The 20,325-nt window shown below is 58.5% G+C and carries 21 protein-coding genes; 6 read left to right on the top strand and 15 right to left on the bottom strand.

From position 1 onward, the window contains the following. Positions 1-13 precede the first annotated feature (13 nt). The 7 genes from POR16_RS07015 to POR16_RS06985 form a co-directional block, all read right to left on the bottom strand. A complete protein-coding gene (locus POR16_RS07015) occupies positions 14-799 on the bottom strand; it encodes an iron-containing redox enzyme family protein (protein WP_024669886.1) in 786 nt (261 codons plus the stop codon). 29 nt (positions 800-828) lie between these two features. Beyond that, positions 829-3,291: an EAL domain-containing protein gene (locus POR16_RS07010; RefSeq protein WP_024669887.1), complete on the bottom strand. Its 2,463-nt coding sequence runs from the start codon at positions 3,289-3,291 to the stop codon at positions 829-831. Positions 3,292-3,414: 123 nt separating this feature from the next. Then, a complete protein-coding gene (locus tag POR16_RS07005; protein ID WP_005889731.1) occupies positions 3,415-5,241 on the bottom strand; it encodes an ABC transporter ATP-binding protein in 1,827 nt (608 codons plus the stop codon). Continuing rightward, entirely contained in the window at positions 5,234-5,866 is a 633-nt protein-coding gene (locus tag POR16_RS07000; protein ID WP_005889730.1) for a DsbA family protein, read from the bottom strand. Before POR16_RS07000 ends, POR16_RS07005 begins: the two co-directional genes overlap by 8 nt. A 3-nt stretch (positions 5,867-5,869) precedes the next feature. Then, entirely contained in the window at positions 5,870-6,823 is a 954-nt protein-coding gene (gene trhO, locus POR16_RS06995) for an oxygen-dependent tRNA uridine(34) hydroxylase TrhO (protein WP_162010129.1), read from the bottom strand. A gap of 188 nt (positions 6,824-7,011) precedes the next feature. Beyond that, positions 7,012-7,305, bottom strand: coding sequence for a BolA family protein (locus POR16_RS06990; RefSeq protein WP_024690078.1), 294 nt, complete (start codon positions 7,303-7,305; stop codon positions 7,012-7,014). 15 nt (positions 7,306-7,320) lie between these two features. Next, positions 7,321-7,854: a DUF2059 domain-containing protein gene (locus POR16_RS06985; protein WP_005889727.1), complete on the bottom strand. Its 534-nt coding sequence runs from the start codon at positions 7,852-7,854 to the stop codon at positions 7,321-7,323. A 168-nt stretch (positions 7,855-8,022) separates the two neighbouring features. Here POR16_RS06985 and POR16_RS06980 point away from each other — a divergent pair, with 168 nt between their 5' ends. Beyond that, the gene (locus POR16_RS06980; protein WP_005889725.1) at positions 8,023-9,417 is read left to right on the top strand and encodes a class II fumarate hydratase; all 1,395 of its coding nucleotides are present in this window, start codon (positions 8,023-8,025) and stop codon (positions 9,415-9,417) included. After that, complete coding sequence (locus tag POR16_RS06975) at positions 9,410-10,024, top strand: NAD(P)H-dependent oxidoreductase (protein ID WP_005889723.1); 615 nt, start codon at positions 9,410-9,412, stop codon at positions 10,022-10,024. The genes POR16_RS06980 and POR16_RS06975 overlap by 8 nt, the downstream gene beginning before the upstream one ends. Positions 10,025-10,049: 25 nt before the next feature. Here the strand turns inward: POR16_RS06975 and POR16_RS06970 are convergent, their stop codons facing one another. Together POR16_RS06970 and POR16_RS06965 are read right to left on the bottom strand one after the other, a co-directional pair. Further along, positions 10,050-11,009 carry a DMT family transporter gene (locus POR16_RS06970; RefSeq protein WP_005889722.1) on the bottom strand — a complete coding sequence of 320 codons (960 nt, stop codon included), beginning with the start codon at positions 11,007-11,009 and terminating at the stop codon, positions 10,050-10,052. A gap of 98 nt (positions 11,010-11,107) precedes the next feature. Further along, a complete protein-coding gene (locus tag POR16_RS06965; RefSeq protein WP_005889720.1) occupies positions 11,108-11,707 on the bottom strand; it encodes a tRNA-uridine aminocarboxypropyltransferase in 600 nt (199 codons plus the stop codon). A 242-nt stretch (positions 11,708-11,949) separates the two neighbouring features. Here POR16_RS06965 and POR16_RS06960 point away from each other — a divergent pair, with 242 nt between their 5' ends. Beyond that, complete coding sequence (locus tag POR16_RS06960) at positions 11,950-12,222, top strand: acyl carrier protein (protein ID WP_005889718.1); 273 nt, start codon at positions 11,950-11,952, stop codon at positions 12,220-12,222. Between the two features lie 105 nt (positions 12,223-12,327). On the opposite strand, the gene POR16_RS26880 is transcribed toward POR16_RS06960, so the two are convergent. Beyond that, complete coding sequence (locus POR16_RS26880) at positions 12,328-12,450, bottom strand: PA1414 family protein (RefSeq protein ID WP_117144034.1); 123 nt, start codon at positions 12,448-12,450, stop codon at positions 12,328-12,330. 206 nt (positions 12,451-12,656) lie between these two features. Then, positions 12,657-14,021, bottom strand: coding sequence for a DNA recombination protein RmuC (locus tag POR16_RS06950; RefSeq protein WP_162880326.1), 1,365 nt, complete (start codon positions 14,019-14,021; stop codon positions 12,657-12,659). A 746-nt stretch (positions 14,022-14,767) separates the two neighbouring features. On the opposite strand from POR16_RS06950, the gene POR16_RS06945 reads away from it, so the two are divergent. From POR16_RS06945 to POR16_RS06935, 3 genes are all read left to right on the top strand, one after another. After that, complete coding sequence (locus POR16_RS06945) at positions 14,768-15,070, top strand: hypothetical protein (RefSeq protein WP_005889712.1); 303 nt, start codon at positions 14,768-14,770, stop codon at positions 15,068-15,070. A 482-nt stretch (positions 15,071-15,552) separates the two neighbouring features. Next, positions 15,553-15,771: a hypothetical protein gene (locus tag POR16_RS06940; RefSeq protein ID WP_002554588.1), complete on the top strand. Its 219-nt coding sequence runs from the start codon at positions 15,553-15,555 to the stop codon at positions 15,769-15,771. Between the two features lie 237 nt (positions 15,772-16,008). Further along, positions 16,009-17,292 (top strand): OmpP1/FadL family transporter, encoded by a 1,284-nt coding sequence (locus POR16_RS06935; RefSeq protein ID WP_024690082.1) that lies wholly within the window; start codon positions 16,009-16,011, stop codon positions 17,290-17,292. 254 nt (positions 17,293-17,546) lie between these two features. Here the strand turns inward: POR16_RS06935 and POR16_RS06930 are convergent, their stop codons facing one another. The 4 genes from POR16_RS06930 to POR16_RS06920 all read right to left on the bottom strand — a co-directional run bounded on the left by POR16_RS06930 (position 17,547) and on the right by POR16_RS06920 (position 20,325). Further along, positions 17,547-18,098 (bottom strand): glutathione peroxidase, encoded by a 552-nt coding sequence (locus POR16_RS06930; RefSeq protein WP_005889708.1) that lies wholly within the window; start codon positions 18,096-18,098, stop codon positions 17,547-17,549. Positions 18,099-18,159: 61 nt separating this feature from the next. Further along, positions 18,160-18,282 (bottom strand): hypothetical protein, encoded by a 123-nt coding sequence (locus POR16_RS26775; protein ID WP_005889706.1) that lies wholly within the window; start codon positions 18,280-18,282, stop codon positions 18,160-18,162. Further along, positions 18,279-19,487 (bottom strand): MFS transporter, encoded by a 1,209-nt coding sequence (locus POR16_RS06925; protein ID WP_005889704.1) that lies wholly within the window; start codon positions 19,485-19,487, stop codon positions 18,279-18,281. The genes POR16_RS26775 and POR16_RS06925 overlap by 4 nt, the downstream gene beginning before the upstream one ends. A gap of 106 nt (positions 19,488-19,593) precedes the next feature. Beyond that, positions 19,594-20,325: an adenosylcobinamide-GDP ribazoletransferase gene (locus tag POR16_RS06920; protein WP_005889702.1), complete on the bottom strand. Its 732-nt coding sequence runs from the start codon at positions 20,323-20,325 to the stop codon at positions 19,594-19,596.

The raw sequence follows: 20,325 nt of genomic DNA, 5'->3' as shown, positions 1-20,325 counted from the left end.
GCCTTCCTCCTCCCTACGCTTCCAGTGCGGCGACCCGTCCGCGCGCAGACTTGATCTTGTCGAGCTGCATGCAGCGCTCCAGGAACAAGTGCATGTAATCGTAGCTTTTGGTAACGGCCTGACGCAGCTCGGCCTGCAACTGTTGACTCGGTTTGTTACCCACCAGCGTACAAATGATCTCAAGCGCTTCCCAAGGATGCGCATCGTCGTACTGTGCATGCATTTTGAGCCATTTCATGGCTTTCTTGCGGGTCTCTTCAGGGAACGCTTCAGCGTAGGCACCTGACGAACAGACCACCGCCGACCACTCCCCCGTTGCACCTTCGATGGCGTAGTTGGTAGCAGCCATCGCTACCGCCAGAGAATCCGAGGAACTGGTCTGCCAGCACCAGTGGCTCAGCGCGTGCAGCTCCGGAGCTACGTGCTGATCATGAAGATCCTCAAGCGTCACATCGTGGGATGCGCACCAGTTGACCCAGTAATCAGCGTGGTTGAGTTCGACTCGAATGTTGCGCATAAGCCAGCGACGCGCCATGTCTTCGCCGGGATGACGGCCGAAGCGGGTCTTGGTCAGGTTCTTGGCCATGTACACCGCAAACTGCTCTACGACGGGCCAGCCACCAATCAGGTAATGGCGCATGATCAGCGGGTTCAGTCTTGCGTCACGCATCTGCTGATACAACTCGTGTTCGACGACCCGCGCCTTGGCAGCACTGCAATCCTTGATCAGCTGCTGCGCCCAGGCCGGGTAGCTGCTAGCTTCCATGAGCGGACCTGTTCTCTCGAAAGTGTCGATCACTGGGTATCTCCTTATAAGGTTTCGACTGATTAACGTAGCGTTCCTGGCGCGCCGAACATCAGGGGGTCAGGCCGTACGGGCTGAATGTACAGACTTTCACAAGTGAACAATTCAGGACGCGAAATCAGATAGCCCTGTGCAAAATCCACGCCCATTTCCAGCAACGCAGACTCTATCTGGGGCGTCTCGACGTACTCGGCAATGGTGCGTTTGCCCATCACATGGCCAATATTATTGATGACCTCGACCATGGCCTTGTTGATCGGATTGTCGAGCATGTCCTTTACAAAACTGCCATCAATTTTCAGAAAGTCCACTGGCAAATGCTTCAGGTAGGCAAAGGACGACATCCCGGAACAGAAATCATCCAGAGAAAACCTGCAGCCCAGTGACTTCAGCTCGTTGATGAATCTGATGGCGCTTTGCAAATCGGCAATGGCACTGGTTTCAGTGATCTCGAAGCAGATCATCTCCGGCGCCACATCAAAAGCCACGAACTGATGCTTCAGATACTCGAGAAACGTATCATCTCCAATGCTTGAACCAGACAAATTTATAGCACACAGCGCCTGAGGTGCTTGATGCCTGTCATCACTCTGGCACTGGGCGATGACCTTGAAAACGTTCTGTACCACCCAGCGATCCAGGGTGGTCATCAGCCCGTAACGCTCGGCAGCCGGGATAAAGCTGTCCGGCACCACCATCCTCCCGGATTCGTCACGCAGACGCAGAAGAATCTCGATGTGGCGTACCTCATTGCCCTCTCCGCTCATGGCGGCGATTTCCTGAGCATAAAGACAGAACCGGTTTTCATCCATTGCCATGTGCAAGCGTTGTATCCAGGCCATCTCGCCGAAACGCATGGACAGCTTCAGGTCGTCGACGCTGTACACCTGAACCCGGTTACGGCCCTTTTCCTTGGCCATGTAACAGGCCATGTCGGCGGCGGACAGTGATGCTTCGAGGGTGACAGGTACGTCGCCCAGATGCACAAGACCAATACTGACGGTGGTCATGAACGGCCGGCCTTTCCACATGAAATGCAGGCTCTGCACAATTTCGCGCAAGGCCTCGGCAATGTCGTTAGCCTTGCTGGCCGGACAGTCGACGAGCAGAACGCCAAACTCGTCGCCACCCAGACGTGCCAGTGTGTCGCTGTCGCGCAGGCCCTGCGGCAAGGCCTGACACAGCTGGCGTAACAGTTCGTCGCCTGCGGCATGACCACCGGTGTCATTGACCAGTTTGAACTGGTCAAGGTCAAGGAACATCAGGCAATGAGTGCCTGAGCCGTCGCCGCGCTCATCAAGCACCTGTTGCAAGCGTCGCTCGAACTCGCTGCGGTTGACCAGCCCGGTCAGCGGGTCGTGGGCAGCCTGCCATGACAGCTCGGCGATGTACTGACGCTCCTGGGTCATGTCATGCAGCACCAGCACTGCACCACTGATCACGCCGGAGGTGTGGATAGGTGTTCCGACCAGTGCTACCGAAACCGTACTGCCATCCAGCCGCTGGATCAATTTGCTGCTGGCGCTGCCGCCCTTGAGCCTTCCGGAGGCAATCTGATCGATCAGCGTCGAGCTGTCTTTCTGGTCGTGTTCATCCAGCAGGTTGAACAGCGCTGCCAGAGGAAGCCCGCTGGCCTGTGAGCTCTTCCAGTGCGTCAGACCTTCGGCCGCAGGGTTCATGTACACAATGGCACCCGCCACATCGATGGTGATCACTCCGTCGCCGATCGATTCAAGGGTAATTTGCGCCCGCTCCTTCTCCAGTTGCAGCGCGTCGGCGAACAGCCGTCGTTGGGCAATCAGGCGGCGCACACGCATCAGCGCCAGTACAATCAGCACAATGGCGGTCACCAGATTGACCGCTATCAGCAGGTTGAGGATAAACCGCGACCCTTCGCCCAGCGCGTCGCTGAATGCCTTGGCTGCAGGCGTGACACCGTCATTGATGACGTTGATCTGCACGCGCCACTGTTCGACATCGGCAGGCGTGACATCGCCCTGAATAACACGCTCATGGATATGCTGTGCAAGCTCGTTGAGCTGCATCAGGTAGCCATCCCCCACTTCCCAGAAGTGAATGGCCTGCTTCATGAAACTGAAATTGTGGAAATTCAGGTACATCCAGATGATGCCGTTGACATCGTCCGGGTGATTGCCGCCCTGGATGATGCCGGCCCGCGCATCCGACAGAGAGGGAATGGGCTGGTCAAGCGCCTTGCGCAATGCATGGCCGCCCTGTGGCACAGCAAAGGCACGCTGATACTTCAGGTAATCGCCTTCATCGTGCGTATTGGCGTAAAGACTCAGGTAGTGGATGGCGTCCTTCTGCCCCTTGGACCAGAGGCTTTCACCCGCGACATAGCTTCGCACGGCAGACATGGTATAGAGGCTTACGCAGCCCAACAACGCCTGAAACAGTGCGACGGCAATGAAAGGCCATACGATGCCCAACAGACGGGGCTTGGAGAAGGTCCATGGTTGTTTCATGGGTTTCACGTCACCACATGCCTGAATAAACGTCTAGCGCAGAGACTAGGCTAAATTCCGCAATGATGGCAGTTGAATCTCCCAAAATTGAAGCAACTTGAACACTGATCAAGGCGAAGCACATCAAATTTGTTGTAAATGTCCGTACAGTTTGGCGTACAGACCTCCATCGGCAATCAGCTGCTGATGATCACCGTCTTCCACGATTCGGCCGCCGTCGAACACCAGCACCCGGTCAGCCTGCTTAACGGCAGAAAGACGATGCGCGATGATCAACGTGGTGCGACTGCGCAGAAAGCGTGCGAGGGCCTGATGGAGGTTGTACTCCGTGGCAGCGTCCAGCGCCGAAGTCGCTTCATCGAGGATCACCACTTTAGGATCGGATAACACCATGCGCGCAATCGCCATACGCTGGCGCTGCCCGCCAGACATCCTGACCCCGGAGCGCCCCACCACACTGTCCAGGCCTTGCGGCAGCTCGCGTATGGCGCAATCCAGTTGCGCGACTTCCAGTGCCCGCCAGCAGGCGTCATCACTGCAGTCGCGGCCCATGGTCAGATTGGCCCGCACGGTGTCGTTGAACAGCGCCGGATGCTGCAGGACTACGGCGACGTTCTCGCGCACTGTTTCCAGGCCGATATCCTGCTGGCTGACGCCGCCAAAGCGAATGATCCCGGTGCGCGCCGTGTACAGGCCCAGCAGCAACTGCACCAGCGTACTCTTGCCCCCGCCACTGGCGCCGACAACCGCAACCTTCTCCCCCGGCGCGATATTCAGATTCAACTGATCCAGCACCAGATCATCGCCATAGCCGAAGCTCAGGCCGCGTACTTCGATGCCCACGGTATCGCGTCCCTTGAAGGGGTCGACACCGCCGGGGTATTGCGGCTCGTCGGCTCGAGCCAGCAACTCGTTGATACGCGTGAGTGCGCCGCCCGCTGCGTAATACGCGTACTGCAAGTTCAGCAATTGCTCCACCGGCGTCATCATGAACCACAGGTAGCTGAAGACTGCGAGCATCTGCCCGATGGAGAGGTCCGAGAACAGCACAGTGAGCATCGCAGCGGCGCGAAAGATATCGATGCCGAATTGAAACAGCAGGCCGCTTGCACGCCCCGAAGCGTCGCTCTTCCATTGCGAGTTGATAGCGTAGTCGCGAACTTCCTGCGCCTTTGACCCCAGACGCCCCAGAAAGAACCCCTGCCGATTGCCGGCCCTGACTTCCTGGATCGAATCCAGCGTTTCACTCAACGCCTGAGTGAAGCGCGAGGTGCTGTCGTTCTCAAGCTTCTTGAGGTGCTTGACCCGCTTGCCGAGCTTGACTGTGAGGAGGATCACCAGCGGGTTGAACAGCATGATCAGCAGCGCGAGCTTCCAGTGCATCCACATCAGAATGCCCGCCGTGCCGGCCAGCGTCAGGGTCGCCACCAACAGGCGACTGAGCGTTTCGCCGACAAATTTGTCCAGAGTGTCCAGATCGGTCACCAGGTGCGTGGTGACAGTGCCGCTGCCCAGGCTTTCGTATTCTCGCAGTGAAATTCGCTTGAGCCGCTCAATCAGGCGCAGCCGGATACGGTAGACGATGTCCTTCGCCAGCCCGGCAAACAACCTCGCCTGCAAGACGTTGAAAACCAGCGCCCCTACGCGCAGCAGCAGTGTCAGCAAAAGCATCAGGCCGATATAGCCCACCGCCTTCTGCAGGCTGTCGGGCAACAGATGATTCATGACTTTCAGCGCGGCATCGCCCCGGCCCAGCAGCACTTCGTCAACCAGCAACGGCAGCAACAGGGGGATCGGCACACTGCACAGAGTCGCCAGAACCGCGACACCATTTGCCAGCCACAGCGCTTTTTTATGACGTAACGCGAGGCGGCGGATTTCAGCCCAGCTCAATGCATCGCCACGGCCTGCATGCGCTTGTCGGTGCGCTTCGGGGGGATCATCACGCACTGACTGCACGCTCCAACCACCGCCCCAGCAGCGGCGAAAGACTGCTCAGCGGCTGATAACCATTGGTCAGCAGCGCCAATTGGCCATTGCGTTCGGCAAGCAGGGTCGGAAACCCGGCAATGCCCAAGTCCTGCGCCCAGGCGAAATCAGCGACCGTGGCCGCCTGCCGCTCCGGGCTTTCAAATTCATCGGCGAATGCCTGACGCGAAAAACCCGCCTGCCCGGCCAACTCGGCCAGCACCGAAGGAAGCGTCACATCACGACCCTCGCCATAGAACGCTTGCTGAATCAGCCCCGCCAGCAGCCAGGCACCTTCAGGGTCGAGATGCCGCGCGGCGGCGACCGCCAGACAGGCTGGAGTGGTGTCGTAGACAAAACCTTCCGGCAGTGCGCCTTCGAGATGAAACACCTGCCCGGTGGCCTCCTCGACCGCCCGCCAGTGTTCAAGAATGTAGCGGCGCTTGGCGGGCTCCAGAACGGTCTTTTCAGAACGCAGGCCGCCCATGACCAGGTGCAACGGCACGCCCGCCTCGCGCGCCTGAGTGACCAGTGCGTCGGCAACCGGGGCAAACCCCCAGCACCATGAACACATAGGGTCCATGACATAGATCAGGCGGGCGGACATGGCTCAGGCCTCTGAAGTTGGATGCTCGGATGGTAAACGGTAATTACGACCGATTGGATGAGGCTGGTTACGCGCCTTGGCCAATTCGATCTGTTTCTGCCTGTCAATGGCACTGCGCCTGGTTTTCTCGCTCAACGAATCCCAGCAATGCGGGCAACTGACACCCGGCGAGTAGTGCTCGCTGGCGCGGTCCTCGGCACTGATAGGGGTACGGCAGGCATGGCACTGATCGTAATCGCCTTCGGTCAGGTCATGACGAACTGTCACCCGGTTGTCGAAGACAAAACATTCGCCGCGCCACTGACTCTCTTTCTCTGGGACTTCCTCGAGGTATTTGAGAATCCCGCCCTTGAGGTGATAAACCTCCTCGAAACCCTCGCCCAGCATATAGCTCGAGGCTTTTTCGCAGCGGATGCCACCGGTACAGAACATTGCGACCTTTTTGTGTACCGCAGGGTCGAAATGCGCCTTGATGTATTCGGGAAACTCACGAAACGACGTGGTCTTTGGATCAATGGCGCCTTCGAAAGTGCCAATTGATACCTCGTAATCGTTACGGGTATCGATCAACAGCACTTCGGGGTCAGTGATCAGGTCGTTCCAGTCTTTCGGCTCAACGTAAGTGCCCACGTTTTTGTTAGGGTCCACGCCCTCCACACCCAGGGTCACGATCTCTTTCTTGAGCTTGACCTTGGTACGGTAGAACGGCTGCTCGTCGCAGTAGGACTCCTTGTGATCGATATCGATCAGGCGTGGGTCACTCTTCAGCCACGCCATCAGGCCATCAATGCCTTCACGGCTGCCTGAAACCGTGCCGTTGATGCCCTCATCGGCAATCAACAGAGTGCCCTTGATGCCGTTGTCGACCATCGCCTGCAACAGCGGCTCGCGCAGTGCCACGTAATCGCTGAGGGTCACGAACTTGTATAGCGCCGCTACGACGATCGGCTGAGTCATCGGCTCTTGAGTCATGTATCTCTCCAGTGGCGACCCTCGCAAAGGGCCTACCGGGTAAAAAATTGCGGACAAAAAAAACGCACCGGCCAGTCGGCGCGGTGCGGATTCTAGCAAAAAGCGCGGTTCAGCAGGCAGCTCGGCGGATCAATTGCCCCCGCAGAGGGGGCGTGATCGGCAAAGCGTGCCTGTCAATGACCGCCAGCACAGGTGGGCGAAGCAGGCGCAGCACCGGTTTTCGCCCATTCTTCAGGCGTGTACGTGTGCAAGGCCAGCGCGTGAAACTCGCCCATCAGAGCCCCCAGCGTGGCATAGACCTTCTGGTGCCTCTTGACCTGGCTCAGGCCCTCGAACTGATCACTGACCAGCACGGCCTTGTAATGCGTCTGCTGACCACGACTGTGCATGTGGCTCTCATCGAGCACTTGCTGATGATGCGGTTGCAGCAGCGCAAGCGCCGACTCGATTCGTTGTTGCATGGTCATGTCAAAAACCGCCTGTCAGGGCTTCTTGGCCGGAGCGGCAGCAGGAGCAGCGGCCTTGGCAGGTTCCAGCTCGGCAGTCATGTCAGCCAGCAGCTTGTTGACGACCGGCACTGCGCTTTCCAGCTTGCTCTGGGTCAACTGAGCGGATTGTTGCGCCAGCTCAGGCATCTTGGTCATCACTTTCTTGCCCAGCGGGGACTGGTAGAACGCAACCAGATCCTTCAACTCGCTTTCAGTGAAGTTGGTGGTGTAGAGCTTGACCATTTCAGGCTTGAGCTTGTTCCAGCCGATGGCCTGATCAAGTGCGGTGTTGGCTTTGGCCTGATAGGTTTCAAGCAGCGCCTTTTTCGAGGCAGGTGCCTTGGTTTCAGCGAAACGCTGGGCAAACATCTGCTGAACCTGCGCGTAGACCGGAGCGCCCAGGCGATCGGCGTTGGCAAGCTTCAGGAATGTTTCGGCGCTCGCATTGTGACTGGCGGTGTCGGCAAAGACCTGACCACTGGCACACACCAGCGCTACCGCGGTACAAATGGCACGAAGACGGGTCATCGAGTTTCCTTATCTAGCGAACGAGGCATTACCCCAGGGCCGACCATTCTGCGCTTATGTGGGCTTTTGTCTCAACCCCCGGTTCACCGAGCGGTTAAAAAGCAGTGCTCGGGAACCCTCTCCGCATATGGCTACCTAACCTGCAACGTACTTAAAGGAGTAAGACCTGTGAGCCGCACCGAAACCGACAGCATCGGCCCGATCGAAGTCCCCGAGGATGCCTACTGGGGGGCGCAGACCCAACGCTCACTGATCAATTTCGCGATTGGCGATCAGCGCATGCCGCTGCCCGTCCTGCACGCCCTGACCCTGATCAAGAAGGCCGCTGCGCGCGTCAACAATCGCAATGGAGACTTGCCTGCCGACATCGCGCGCCTGATCGAACAGGCCGCCGATGAAGTACTTGAAGGGCAGCACGATGCGCAGTTCCCGCTGGTGGTCTGGCAAACCGGCAGCGGCACGCAGAGCAACATGAACGTCAACGAGGTGATTGCCGGTCGTGCCAACGAACTGGCCGGTCAGGGCCGTGGCGGCAAATCGCCAGTCCACCCCAACGATCACGTCAATCGCTCGCAAAGCTCCAACGACTGCTTCCCGACGGCCATGCACATTGCCACTGCTCAGGCGGTCAAGGAACACCTCCTGCCGGCCATAGCCGAACTGTCTGCCGGACTGGCCGAGCAATCCGCGCGCCACATGAAACTGGTCAAGACCGGACGTACGCACATGATGGACGCGACGCCGATCACCTTTGGCCAGGAGCTTTCAGGCTTTGTGGCCCAACTGGATTACGCTGAAAAAGCCATTCGCGCCACCCTGCCTGCGGTCTACGAGCTGGCGCAAGGCGGCACGGCAGTGGGCACCGGGCTCAACTCGCCGAAGGGCTTTGCTGAAGCGATCGCTGCAGAACTGGCCGCATTGTCCGGCCTGCCGTTCGTCACCGCGCCCAATAAGTTCGCCGCACTGGCGGGTCACGAGCCGCTGGCAGCGCTTTCCGGCGCGCTGAAAACACTGGCCGGCACCCTGATGAAAATCGCCAATGACTTGCGCCTGCTGGGTTCAGGCCCACGCGCCGGGCTGGCAGAAGTCAGGCTGCCAGCCAACGAGCCCGGCAGTTCGATCATGCCCGGCAAGATCAACCCGACTCAGTGCGAAGCGCTGTCGATGCTGGCCTGTCAGGTCATGGGCAACGATGTGACGATAGGCTTTGCCGCCAGTCAGGGGCACTTGCAACTGAACGTGTACAAGCCGGTAATCATCCACAACGTCCTGCAATCGATTCGCCTACTGGCCGATGGCTGCAGCAACTTCAACGAACACTGCGTCGCCGGCATGGAGCCGGACGCCGAGAAGATGGCCGAGCACCTCGAGCGCGGCTTGATGCTGGTCACTGCGCTCAATCCGCATATCGGCTACGACAAGTCGGCGCAAATTGCCAAGAAAGCCTATACCGAGGGTTTGACCCTGCGCGAGGCGGCACTTGCGCTGGGCTACCTGACCGATGAGGAATTCGACGCCTGGGTACGCCCGGACAAAATGCTGGAGGCAGGCAGCAATGGCTGATGCCAGATCCGGTGCAACGCCACTGGAAGGCAATGGCAAACGGATACTGATGGTGTACGGCACGCCGAAAACCATCAGCCTCTGCCATGCCCTGGGTGATGCCTACGCGCAGGCTGCACGAAGCGAAGGCCATGTGGTGCGGGTCATCAAGCTGGGCGAACTGGATTTCGATCCGGTTCTGCACAGTGGCTACGACCAGACCCAGACGCTGGAGCCTGACCTGCTTGAAGCCCAGCGTCAGATTCACTGGGCCGAGCACCTGGTATTTGTCTATCCGGTCTGGTGGGGCGGCCTGCCTGCGTTGCTGACCGGGTTCTTCGACCGGGTGTTGATGCCGGGCTTTGCGTTCAAGGCCCACGGACGCAGGCATCGCGCCAACGAACTGCTCAAAGGTCGGACGGCAGAGCTGCTGGTGACTCTGGATACCCCGCCGCGTTATTTTCGCTGGATATACGGCGCCCCTGCACATCGGCAGATGGTTCGGACAATCCTGGGCTTTTGCGGGATCAAGACGAAGCGCCTGACCGAATTCGCGCCGGTACACAGTGCCACCGAACAACAGCGGCAGGAATGGATTCTTCAGGCCCAGGCGCTGGGCAAGCGCTGAACGGCTTACCCTGCATCAATGCCTCTTAAACCTGAGCCAGCCTCGCCCTTCTTGCCCGGTAACCAGCGACCAGAGAAGGCCCAAGCGCGGTCAACGCCGACCCTGAAACCACCAGCAAGGCACCGCCGTAACCCAGCACGTTCAGGGTTTCGGCCTGCACGTAAGCAGGCCAAAGCCAGGCAGACGCCGCTACTGCGGCCAGAGTGACCAGAGGCGTCAACGCCAGGGTCGCACTGACCCGCGACGCTTCCCAATGGGCCAATGCTTCAGCAAACGCACCGTAGGCCACCAACGTATTCAGGCAGCAGGCCAGCAGCAGCCAGCCTTGCAACGGGCTCAGCAGCAACGCTTCGGCGGGGTGCGCCCAAGGTGTCAGCAATAATGCGCAGAACAGGTAGATCACCATCATGACCTGCAGTGAGTTCCATACCGTGAGCAACTGCTTCTGGCTCAGCCCGTAAAAGGTCCAGACCGTCGAAGCAAGAAGCACGATCAGCACACCGGTGGTGTAATCACCCAGCGAGGTAAACAGCTCGAGCAGACGCTGATTGAAGAAAAAGCCAAAGCCGACCATCAGCACCAGCAAGCCGATGCCCTGCCCCACACTGAAGCGTTCCTTGAACAGAAAGATACTGCTGATCAGCAGAAAGATCGGGCCTACCTGCACCAATAGCTGCGTGGTACCCGGGCTCAGCAGGCGCAAACCGATCAGGTACAACACGTAGTTACCTACCAGCCCGAACACAGCCAGCCCCACCAGCACCTTGCCTTTGCGACCCAGCATCTTGAAGCTGGGCAGACGCTTGACCGACGCCAGCCACACAAACAACAGCACGCCGGAGACGAACAGCCTGAACCAGGTAACTGTTACCGGATCCATCACCTGCAGAACCTGCTTGAGTTTGATCGGCAGAATGCCCCAGAGCAGCGCCGTCAGCAGTGACAGGCACAGGCCGTAGACCCAACGACCAGAAGAGATGTGCATCGGCAATTCCGCGAGAAATAGAACACCCGCTTATTCTAGGCGCTGTCCTGAAAAGCAACAGTTACAGCTGAGCGCGCTTAACGCTGCAAATTGTTTTATCAAGCCTTGTCGCCATGATTACGCTGATACATCTCGTCGCCCATGGCCTGAATCTGACCGTCGATCAATGCATCGAACGGATTCAGCAGCGCCTCGAACGAGCCCGGTGCTTCAAGTGCCTGCAACGCATGCACGATTGCCTCCAGCGTCGACAATGCATTCGGGGCAGGCGCCTTGCGCAAGCGATAACGCGAAGCAGGCACGGCACCCAGACTGACGCGCGGCAAGGCAGCCAACAGAGGGTTGAGGTGCAGCATTTTTCGCGCCTTGCGCCAAGTGCCGTCCGGCACGACCAGCAGCATCGGCAGCGAATCGCCCGCGTAAGGCGCCAGCGTTTCGGCAGTTTCACCCGGGAACAGCAATCGTGCCTGATAGCCGGGCGGGTTCAGGAGTGTTTGCAGATCATCGAACACCTCCCCGACACACAGTTGCGCATTGACCAGCCCGAGCGCTGCCAGCCGTGCGGTGTTCAATGCATGACTGACTTCGCCAGGATGCTGCAGGATCAACACCCGGGTGCGGCTGTCCAGACGCGGGATCAACGCACACAGGCAATGCAGGGAGGGGCGCAAACAACGTTCACAGCGGGCGCGGGGCATCGGTTCTCTCTGGGACGGGCCTGCCGCGCAACCAGAAACGGCACGCCTGGAGGGCAACAAGGATGACAGCTCGGCCATGCAGAGAGCCGCCTGTCGAACAATCAGGCAGTTTAAACAACTTCGTCCGTCCGCGCCGGTGCAATCCGCAGCCGTCTCCCCTGCTTGAGCTAGTCTAATCAGTCCAAGCTGGTGACATGAAGTACGCCTGCCCCATCCTGACAAGGCCAACATCAGGAATACTCATGAATCGCGAGGCAATCAGTCAGGGAGTGTTTGACGAGTTGGGCGTTATCCTGGTGGATAAGTCCGAAATTCACATGGCAGCCACTTTCGACGACCTGGCTATGGATCAAGACGACATCGAGAAACTGCTCGATGCTCTGCAGACGAAGTTCAAAGTCGAGTTTCCGGATTCGGTGAAGTTACAGACCACGCCGCTGACACAGGTGATCGACACCATTCTGTTGATAAGACGGGAAACGCTGCCGGACGACAGCAAAAGCAAGGGGTTATGAGTGTAACCGGGACACCGACTCTGGAAAAAACGTCTTGTGTCGGGACGCTTTTACGCCCCGTTGCTATAGGTAACGTGACCAGGCACACGCTGTGCAGCGAGGTGCTTACCGGCGTGGACGACGACGATCGTCGTTGGTACGAACCGGAATAGGCTGCAGTTTTGGTCGTTCGATAAGACCCAGTGCAACGCCAAGATCATGGAGCCATTCTTGCATTTTGCTATTCATAGAGCCCCCTTGAGGGAAAAACCTGATCTGTATCCATCACTCACTAAAGATCGTAGAAGCAAATTGAACATTTAGCCGAGTGCTACGGAAAAAAATTTCCCCGATGGAGCCAATGTGACAGTTGTGCAGGATCGCTTCTAGTCTTTGCGACGGACGGCTCATTGCCGGATATTGCAGCGGGCTTTTGCAACTGCCTGCGCCCTGCCTCACTCAGGCTGCCGAATCAGGCCTTCCCCGTCCGTCATGGCCCTTTCGAGCAGGTCGGGCGGCAGGCTCTTGCTGGCCCGTGCGCCCAGCAATTTGAGCTGCTCGCTGCGACTGATCAGGTTGCCGCGCCCTTCGGTCAGCTTGTTGCGTGCGGCCGAATACGCTTTGTCCAGTTGCTGCAAGCGGTTGCCCACTTCGTCCAGGTCCTGAATGAACAGCACGAATTTGTCATACAGCCAGCCTGCCCGCTCGGCGATCTCGCGCGCGTTCTGGCTCTGCCGCTCCTGTTTCCAGAGGCTGTCGATTACCCGCAAAGTGGCCAGCAACGTGGTTGGGCTGACAATCACGATATTGCGATCAAAAGCCTCTTGAAACAGATTGGGCTCAGCCTGCAATGCCGCTGAAAACGCCGCTTCGATGGGCACGAACAGCAGCACGAAATCCAGGCTGTGCAGACCTTCAAGGCGCTTGTAATCCTTGCCCGACAAGCCTTTGACGTGATTGCGCAGTGACAGCACATGCTGCTTGAGCGCGGTCTGGCCGATAACCTCGTCATCGGCTGACACATATTGCTGGTAAGCGGTCAGGCTCACCTTGGCGTCGACCACCACCTGTTTGTCACCCGGCAGCATGATCAGCACGTCAGGTTGAAAACGTTCGCCATCAGGCCCTTTGAGGCTGACTTGCGTCTGGTACTCGCGGCCTTTTTCCAGCCCTGCATGCTCCAGCACCCGCTCGAGAATCAGCTCGCCCCAGTTGCCCTGGGTTTTCTGCCCTTTTAGCGCGCGCGTCAGGTTGGTGGCTTCATCACTCAGGCGCTGGTTCAGTTGCTGCAGACGCTCCAGCTCCTTGGCCAGCGAAAAACGCTCGCGAGCTTCATTCTGGTAGCTTTCTTCGACACGCTTTTCGAACGACTGAATACGTTCCTTGAGCGGTGTCAGCAATTGCCCCAATTGCTGCTGGCTGGTTTCGGCGAAGCGTTGCTCACGTTCGTCAAAGATCTTGCCTGCCAGCTCGGCGAACTGGGCGCGCAGTTCGTCTCTGGACCCTTGAAGATCGTTTAGACGCTGTTGATGGCTGTCCTGCTGCTCGCGCAGTTCGGCATTCAGTGCTGCGCACTGCGCATCCAGCCGACGCAACTCGGCTTCTCTGCCGGCACGCTCGACTGTCCAGCCTTGCGCCATTTCGCGGGCATTGTCGCTTTCCTCGCGCAGCAATTCGACTTCACGGCGCAGCGCAGCAAGGTCGGCCTGCTTGGCCGAGTTGGCATGCCCCAGATCGCTGACTTCGTCACGGCAGGCGTCCAGTTGCGCGTTCAGGCCTTCCTGCGCCATCTGCGCCATGCTCAGACGCTCATCCAGCAACGCGTTTTCAGCCTGGCGCGAGGCCAGACGACGCTGCATCTGCCAGAGCAATGCCAACAAGGGCAATGCGGCTGCAGCAAGCCCAAGTAACAGGCTGTTCAGGTCCAGTGCCATAAAGACTCCATGCAGGCCGAATCACCGCCAGCGGCATTGTAGGTAGAAACACAAATAGTGCAGCAGAAACAGCCTCTCTAGCGAGGCAAGATCAATAGGCGGGGGCAAATCGGGGTGACGGATTCTACGCGTTTTTGCGCAGTCGCACAGCCCCCATTACCGGGACATCACCACCGGGACAATCCACAGAAGCTGTGGATAACTCAGTGGACAACCTTCCTTTAACTTCCGCAAACGCAGACAGAATGGGGCTTGCGCTCAAACTGACGATTTTTTCACCAGCAAAAAAAAGCGATGTTTTTCATTGACTTAATAAATCACCATCATAAATCAAACCCTTAGCAACACTTGTGACAGTGATGTGGCAGCTTGTGGCGCTAATGTGCACAACGCTCGCGTAGGCGTTTTTTCAGGGATGTGGTGCGTCAGGTAATCTGCGCACGATGTCACTTAAATCCCCATACACACTGGCTTGTAGCGGTCGTTTCAAAAAAAGGCGCCACGCCCCCGAGCGCTTTCCTGCACGGCGCAGTCCCCTAAAGTTGCTGCAAGCGATAGACTGCGCGCGCTTCGGCAGAAGTCATCTTGAAAAACACCCGCCGTCAGCCATCAATGATTCAGTGAAGGGTTCCATGAGGGAGATACTGAAGTTCTTCGTGTTATTGATAGCAGTCTGTATAACTGCTATCGCGACCAGCCTGCTGCTGCCCTCACCGGACGGCGTGGTGTTCGCCTGCAGCGTGCTGTTATCTGCCATCGCCCTGAACCTGATCATCTGCAGGGACCTGAGCAAGGGCCGCATCAATCAGGCAGGCGATATAATGCGCGCCATCGAACGCCGCGAGTCAACTCGACTGACCATCGCAGCCTACCTGCTGGGATGTTCGATGGTTGCCTCCGTGGCGGTGCTGGTCTATCGACTGCTTGTCCATTGAGAATTATTTTTCACGTAGCCTATTGCATTACCTGTTCGCCGTCGGTAGCATTGCCGCCGTTAGTACCAAGCTGAAAATCAATTCCGGTCGACAAGTCCCCCGACAGACACTCCTCCATGCGACGAGAATGTTGGCAACAAGGGATCGACCACCTCGATGGTTTCCAGACATGAACCTTCTCGCTGAAGCACCATAAAGGTGTCAGTGCAGTAACGGCTCTCATGGTCTGCTTCAACCAGCCTGCAATTGATCAGGATCTTCACCTGGAGCGTAGAACCTTTGCTCCTGTCGTGTTGCCTGCCCTCCTAAGTACCTACCGGTCAGCCAGAGCGCCATACGATAAAGCGCGCTTCAACTGCCTGTCTTGTTCCAGTCAGGTTCTCCGCCCAGCCAGGATTTTTTATCAAATGTCGGCCCGCGTTTACTGGAATCTTTATTTATGCACGGTATTGTTCCGTGTTGTTTCAGGAAACACCTTGAATATGAATACTCAAACTCAGCACGCGATTCACACGCTTACCAATGCTTTTGCCCCGATGAACTGCCTGATCATGGCAGCTCGCAAAGGTTGCTTCAGCTTTACCATCGTCAATGAACACGGCATCGCCCGCCACAGCGAACGCCTGTACCCCGATCAGTACGCAAGCGCCGAACCGCTGCAAGCCGTGATCGAGCGTACCCGTCAGGCTCTCATCGCCTGACGACAGCTGTAACGCAAGCCCGAAGCCCCGCCTTACACGCGGGGCTTTTTAATGCCCGTGATAAAAGTGACCGACCTGACGAGTAAGCACGACAACAGAACTTCGAAAAAAGTGCATTTCCTACTGCTTTTTCAGGATTGTCCTACAAGAATAGCTCTAAATCGGGCTATTCAGGCTATAGCGCGCCGTTCAAAATGTTGGTAATTTCCGAGCGGTGAACAACAAGGAGTTCTAATAATGAAAATAATGACAAAAGCACTGAACCGGACAACGCTGGGACTCGCTCTGGGCCTGGCTTCTTCTCAATTGCTCGCTGCCGGCTTCGCCCTCAATGAACAAAGTATCAGCGGCATGGGCACCGGTTTCGCAGGTCGCTCCTCCTCAGCCGATGACGCAAGCACTGTATTCGGCAACCCTGCCGGCATGTCGCGCATAAAACGCGAACAAATCAGCGGAGGCGCCGCAGCCGTTATCGCCAAGACCGACATCGACAATGGTCGCGGCACATTTGGCGGCAGCAACGACGGTGACATGGTCCCGGTCGTCGGCGTGCCAATGGGCTACTACGTAAAACCTATCGATGATCACTGGGCATTTGGTCTGGGCGTGTACGTGCCGTTCGGCCTGGTCACCGATTACGAAAAAGGCTTCGCAGGCCGCTACTGGGGCGACAAGAGCCACGTCCAGGTCGTGACCTTTCAGCCGACCGTCAGCTATGCATTCAACGACAAGGTCTCCATTGGTTTCGGCCCGACCATCAACCGTATCGACGGCGAGCTGACGTCTGCCACGCTGAACGCAAGAAGCCCTGGCCTGAACGACGGCAAGGTGAAGATCGAAGGCGATGACACCGCGATCGGCTTCAATGCCGGTATTCTGGTGCAAGCCACCGACACCACACGCCTTGGCCTGACCTACCACTCGAAGGTCGATTACAAGCTCAAAGGCAAGACCAAGATCGAAGGCTCGGGCTTCGGCGGATTCTCCGGCCAGAAGTACGACGCTTCGCTGGATATTTCCACGCCTGAGTCCGTGGACTTCTCCATCACTCAGCAGCTCGACGAAAACTGGACTGTCTATGCAGGCAGCACCTGGACCCGCTGGAGCCGCTTGCAAGACATCACCGTCAACAACGATGGCGTTCCTGCCCTGCTCGGCGGTTCCGTCGGCCCGATCGGCACTATCTCTGAAGAACAGAACTGGCACGACACCTGGGCACACGCCATTGGTGCATCGTACAAGGTCAATAAAGAGTGGACGCTGCGCACTGGCTTCTCCGTTGATCAGTCGCCAACCAACAACGTCAACCGCTCCCCACGCATCCCGACTGGCGATCGCAAGATCATCAGCTTCGGTGCCGGTTGGAGCCCGACCGACGACCTGACCATCGACGTGGCGTATTCGTACCTGCGTGAAGAAGAAACCAAGATCCGCGACAGCAGCGCGACCAAGGGTTCTTACAGCGCCGACTACCGCAACACTGCTCACGGCCTGGGCACCTCGGTTACCTATCGCTTCTGACAGGCGACCGCCAAGCTGAAAAAGCCCGCGACCAGTGATGATCGCGGGCTTTTTATTGCGCGCCTGACACCCTTGAAAGCGGATGCAAAGCGCCTGGGGCTGCGCTCCCCGATGGGGTGCGGGAACAGCATTCATACTCCATGACTGTCATGCCAATGCCCCGCGCTGGCATGCATTTCGTAACGCTCTGCGTCATACCGTGCTGCGAATCAGCGAGATTCGGGCTCGACTTGAGCTTCGCACTCCCCTGCAACCTAGGGCTTCGATGCAATCGCCTTTTCGATGGCCGCAATCAGTTCAGGATCATCGGGCTTGGTCATGCTGGAAAAGTTGGCGATGACCTTGCCCTGGCGATCGACCACGTACTTATAGAAGTTCCAGCGTGGCGCGCTGCTTTGCTCGGCAAGCACTTTAAACAGGTGAGTGGCATCGTCACCGCGCACAGCCTGCGGCTCGGTCATGGTGAAGGTCACGCCGTAATTGACGTAGCAAACCTTGGCGGTTTCTTCACCGTCCTTGGCCTCCTGCTTGAAGTCGTTGGACGGCACGCCCAGCACCTCAAGCCCCTGCCCCTTGTAACGCTGGCTGAGTTCTTCAAGCCCTTTGAACTGCGGCGCGAAGCCACAGAAGCTGGCCGTGTTGACCACCACCAGCGGCTTGCCGGCAAAGCGCTTGCACAGGTCGATGTTTTCCTTGGCGCGCAGCTTGGGCAGCTCGCCTTGCAACAGCGGCGGGCAATCGGCGGCCATTGCAGCGCCGCTCATGGCCAGCAACAAAAGAGAAATCGAAGCAAAGCGAATATTCATCATGGTGGCCCTGAAGATTATTGTGGTCTACCGACACGCTACCGCAAGCCAGGCCTTCTGCCTAGCAAGCGCCCAGGCCCAGTTGTAATGCTGCCAGCCCGACATGTTGCCAGGCCCACCACAGCAGCCCCAACAGCACCGCCACCGCCACCAAGGCCGAGGCTAATGGCCAGCGCCCGGTCACGCCAGACCACCTTGCGCCTGCAGCCTGGCCACCGGGCGCTCACGCACAGGCCAGTTGAGCGCCGCCGCCAGCAGGCTGAGCAGCACTGAGACTTGCCAGATCAGGTCGTAGCTCCCGGTACGGTCGTACACCAGACCGCCCAGCCAGCCACCCAGAAAAGCCCCCAACTGGTGAAACAGGAAAACGATACCGCCCAGCATCGACAGGTTGCGCACACCGAACAGCGTCGCCACCGTACCGTTGGTCAGAGGAACTGTGGACAGCCAAAGCAGGCCCATCGCCACCCCAAACAGGTAGGCGGTGGTCTGACTGAGCGGGACCGAGATAAACAGCACGATCACCACTGCGCGCAGCAGATAAAGCGTGGTCAACAGTCGAGGCTTGGACATACGACCGCCCAGCCAGCCCGCGGTGTAAGTGCCGAAAATATTGAACAGCCCGATCAGCGCCAGCACCGTGGTGCCGACCTTGGCCGGCAAGTGCTGATCCACCAGATAAGCAGGCAGATGCACACCAATGAAAACCACCTGAAAGCCGCAGACGAAAAAGCCCAGCGCCAGCAACCAGAACCCCGAATGCGAGCAGGCCTCGCGCAGAGCCTCGCCCAAGGTAAGCTCGACGCCGGTAGAGGCGGTAGGTATGTCTTTGAGCATGCCCACCAATGGCAGGATCAACGCGACGATCACGCCCAGCACGAGCAAGGCGCCGGACCAGCCCAGCCAGCTGATCAGGCCCAGGGTACCGGGCAGCATGGCGAACTGGCCGAATGACCCGGCCGCACTGGCGATCCCCATGCCCATGCTGCGCTTCTCGGCAGGCAGCGCGCGCCCGACCACACCCAGAATGACCGAGAACGACGTACCGGAAAGGCCTATGCCGATGAGCAAACCGGCACTCAATGAAAGACTGAGTGGGGAGTCGGCCATGCTCATGCACAGCAGCCCCACGGCATAAAGAATACCGCCGACGAACACGACTTTCGCCGCGCCAAAGCGGTCTGCCAGCGCACCGGCAAACGGCTGCGCCAGCCCCCACATCAGGTTTTGCAAAGCGATGGCGAAGGCGAACACTGCGCGGCCCCAGCCAAAATCCGCGCTCATGGGCGACAGAAACAGCCCGAAGCCGTGCCGCGTACCCAGTGATAACGCCAGGATCAAGGCGCTGCCCACGAGAATCCAGACACTGGTGCGCCAGATCGATGTCATTGTCAGCTCCCTGCAACAGTTGCACGCGGATGTGCCTGCGAGCCGCGACGCTACGCCCTGCCCAGCAACGCTGTCAATCCAGTCAGGGCATATCCCTCGACAGCGCTTAAACCAGCGCCAGTGTCAGCACGACTGTCAGCTCGAGCAATTCCAGCAACGCGCCTGCCGTATCACCCGTCGCCCCTCCAAGGCGCCGCATCATCAAGTGACGCAACCAGAAAAAACACACAGTAGAGACCAGCACTGCACACACACCCGACCAGCCCGCCAGCAGCACACAGGCCAAGGCGCTGGCCAACAACACCTTGCGGCCGAGGCTGCGCGGCAGATGATCGGCCAGTGCCTGGCCCAACCCGCCAGCGCGCACGTAAGGCGTACCAAGAAACAGTGCAAGCATGGCACTGCGCCCGATCAGCGGCGCCAACAGCAGCCCGATGCTGTTCTGACTTTCGATCAGCGCCACAATGGCGGCGAATTTGAGCAGCAGCACCAGCACCAGCGTGACCACCGCGATGGGCCCGCTGCGTGGGTCCTTCATGATGCTCAAGGTACGCTCGCGATCGCCGAAACCGCCCAGCCAGGCGTCGGCGCTGTCTGCCAGGCCATCCAGGTGCAAACCACCGCTGAGCAACACCCAGGCGCAGAGCAGCAGCGCGGCGTGCAACATCAGCGGCGTACCGCCGAGCAGCGCATTGAAACCCAGCAACAACGTGCCGAATACTACGCCTACCAGCGGATAGAACAACAGCGAACGCCCAAGCTCCTCGGGACGAGGCATGCCGGGAAGGCGGATCGGCAGGCTGCCGAGAAATTGCAGAGCGATCCAGAATGGGAGCAT

Origin of the sequence: Pseudomonas coronafaciens pv. oryzae str. 1_6 (assembly GCF_000156995.2) — a bacterium.
Classification (GTDB): Bacteria; Pseudomonadota; Gammaproteobacteria; order Pseudomonadales; family Pseudomonadaceae; genus Aquipseudomonas; species Aquipseudomonas tremae.
The sequence above is the reverse complement of the archived record's forward strand: the minus strand, read 5'-3'. Positions and strand labels throughout refer to the sequence as shown.

Excerpts from the sequence above, each read along its gene's own strand:
- POR16_RS07010 (WP_024669887.1), bottom strand. The coding sequence starts at position 3,291 with ATGAAACAACCATGGACCTTCTCCAAGCCCCGTCTGTTGGGCATCGTA.
- POR16_RS07000 (WP_005889730.1), bottom strand. The coding sequence starts at position 5,866 with ATGTCCGCCCGCCTGATCTATGTCATGGACCCTATGTGTTCATGGTGC.
- trhO (WP_162010129.1), bottom strand. The coding sequence starts at position 6,823 with ATGACTCAGCCGATCGTCGTAGCGGCGCTATACAAGTTCGTGACCCTC.
- POR16_RS06990 (WP_024690078.1), bottom strand. The coding sequence starts at position 7,305 with ATGACCATGCAACAACGAATCGAGTCGGCGCTTGCGCTGCTGCAACCG.
- POR16_RS06985 (WP_005889727.1), bottom strand. The coding sequence starts at position 7,854 with ATGACCCGTCTTCGTGCCATTTGTACCGCGGTAGCGCTGGTGTGTGCC.
- POR16_RS06975 (WP_005889723.1), top strand. The coding sequence starts at position 9,410 with ATGGCTGATGCCAGATCCGGTGCAACGCCACTGGAAGGCAATGGCAAA.
- POR16_RS06970 (WP_005889722.1), bottom strand. The coding sequence starts at position 11,009 with ATGCACATCTCTTCTGGTCGTTGGGTCTACGGCCTGTGCCTGTCACTG.
- POR16_RS06965 (WP_005889720.1), bottom strand. The coding sequence starts at position 11,707 with ATGCCCCGCGCCCGCTGTGAACGTTGTTTGCGCCCCTCCCTGCATTGC.
- POR16_RS06960 (WP_005889718.1), top strand. The coding sequence starts at position 11,950 with ATGAATCGCGAGGCAATCAGTCAGGGAGTGTTTGACGAGTTGGGCGTT.
- POR16_RS26880 (WP_117144034.1), bottom strand. The coding sequence starts at position 12,450 with ATGAATAGCAAAATGCAAGAATGGCTCCATGATCTTGGCGTTGCACTG.
- POR16_RS06945 (WP_005889712.1), top strand. The coding sequence starts at position 14,768 with ATGAGGGAGATACTGAAGTTCTTCGTGTTATTGATAGCAGTCTGTATA.
- POR16_RS06940 (WP_002554588.1), top strand. The coding sequence starts at position 15,553 with ATGAATACTCAAACTCAGCACGCGATTCACACGCTTACCAATGCTTTT.
- POR16_RS06935 (WP_024690082.1), top strand. The coding sequence starts at position 16,009 with ATGAAAATAATGACAAAAGCACTGAACCGGACAACGCTGGGACTCGCT.
- POR16_RS06930 (WP_005889708.1), bottom strand. The coding sequence starts at position 18,098 with ATGAATATTCGCTTTGCTTCGATTTCTCTTTTGTTGCTGGCCATGAGC.
- POR16_RS06925 (WP_005889704.1), bottom strand. The coding sequence starts at position 19,487 with ATGACATCGATCTGGCGCACCAGTGTCTGGATTCTCGTGGGCAGCGCC.
- POR16_RS06920 (WP_005889702.1), bottom strand. The coding sequence starts at position 20,325 with ATGCTCCCATTCTGGATCGCTCTGCAATTTCTCGGCAGCCTGCCGATC.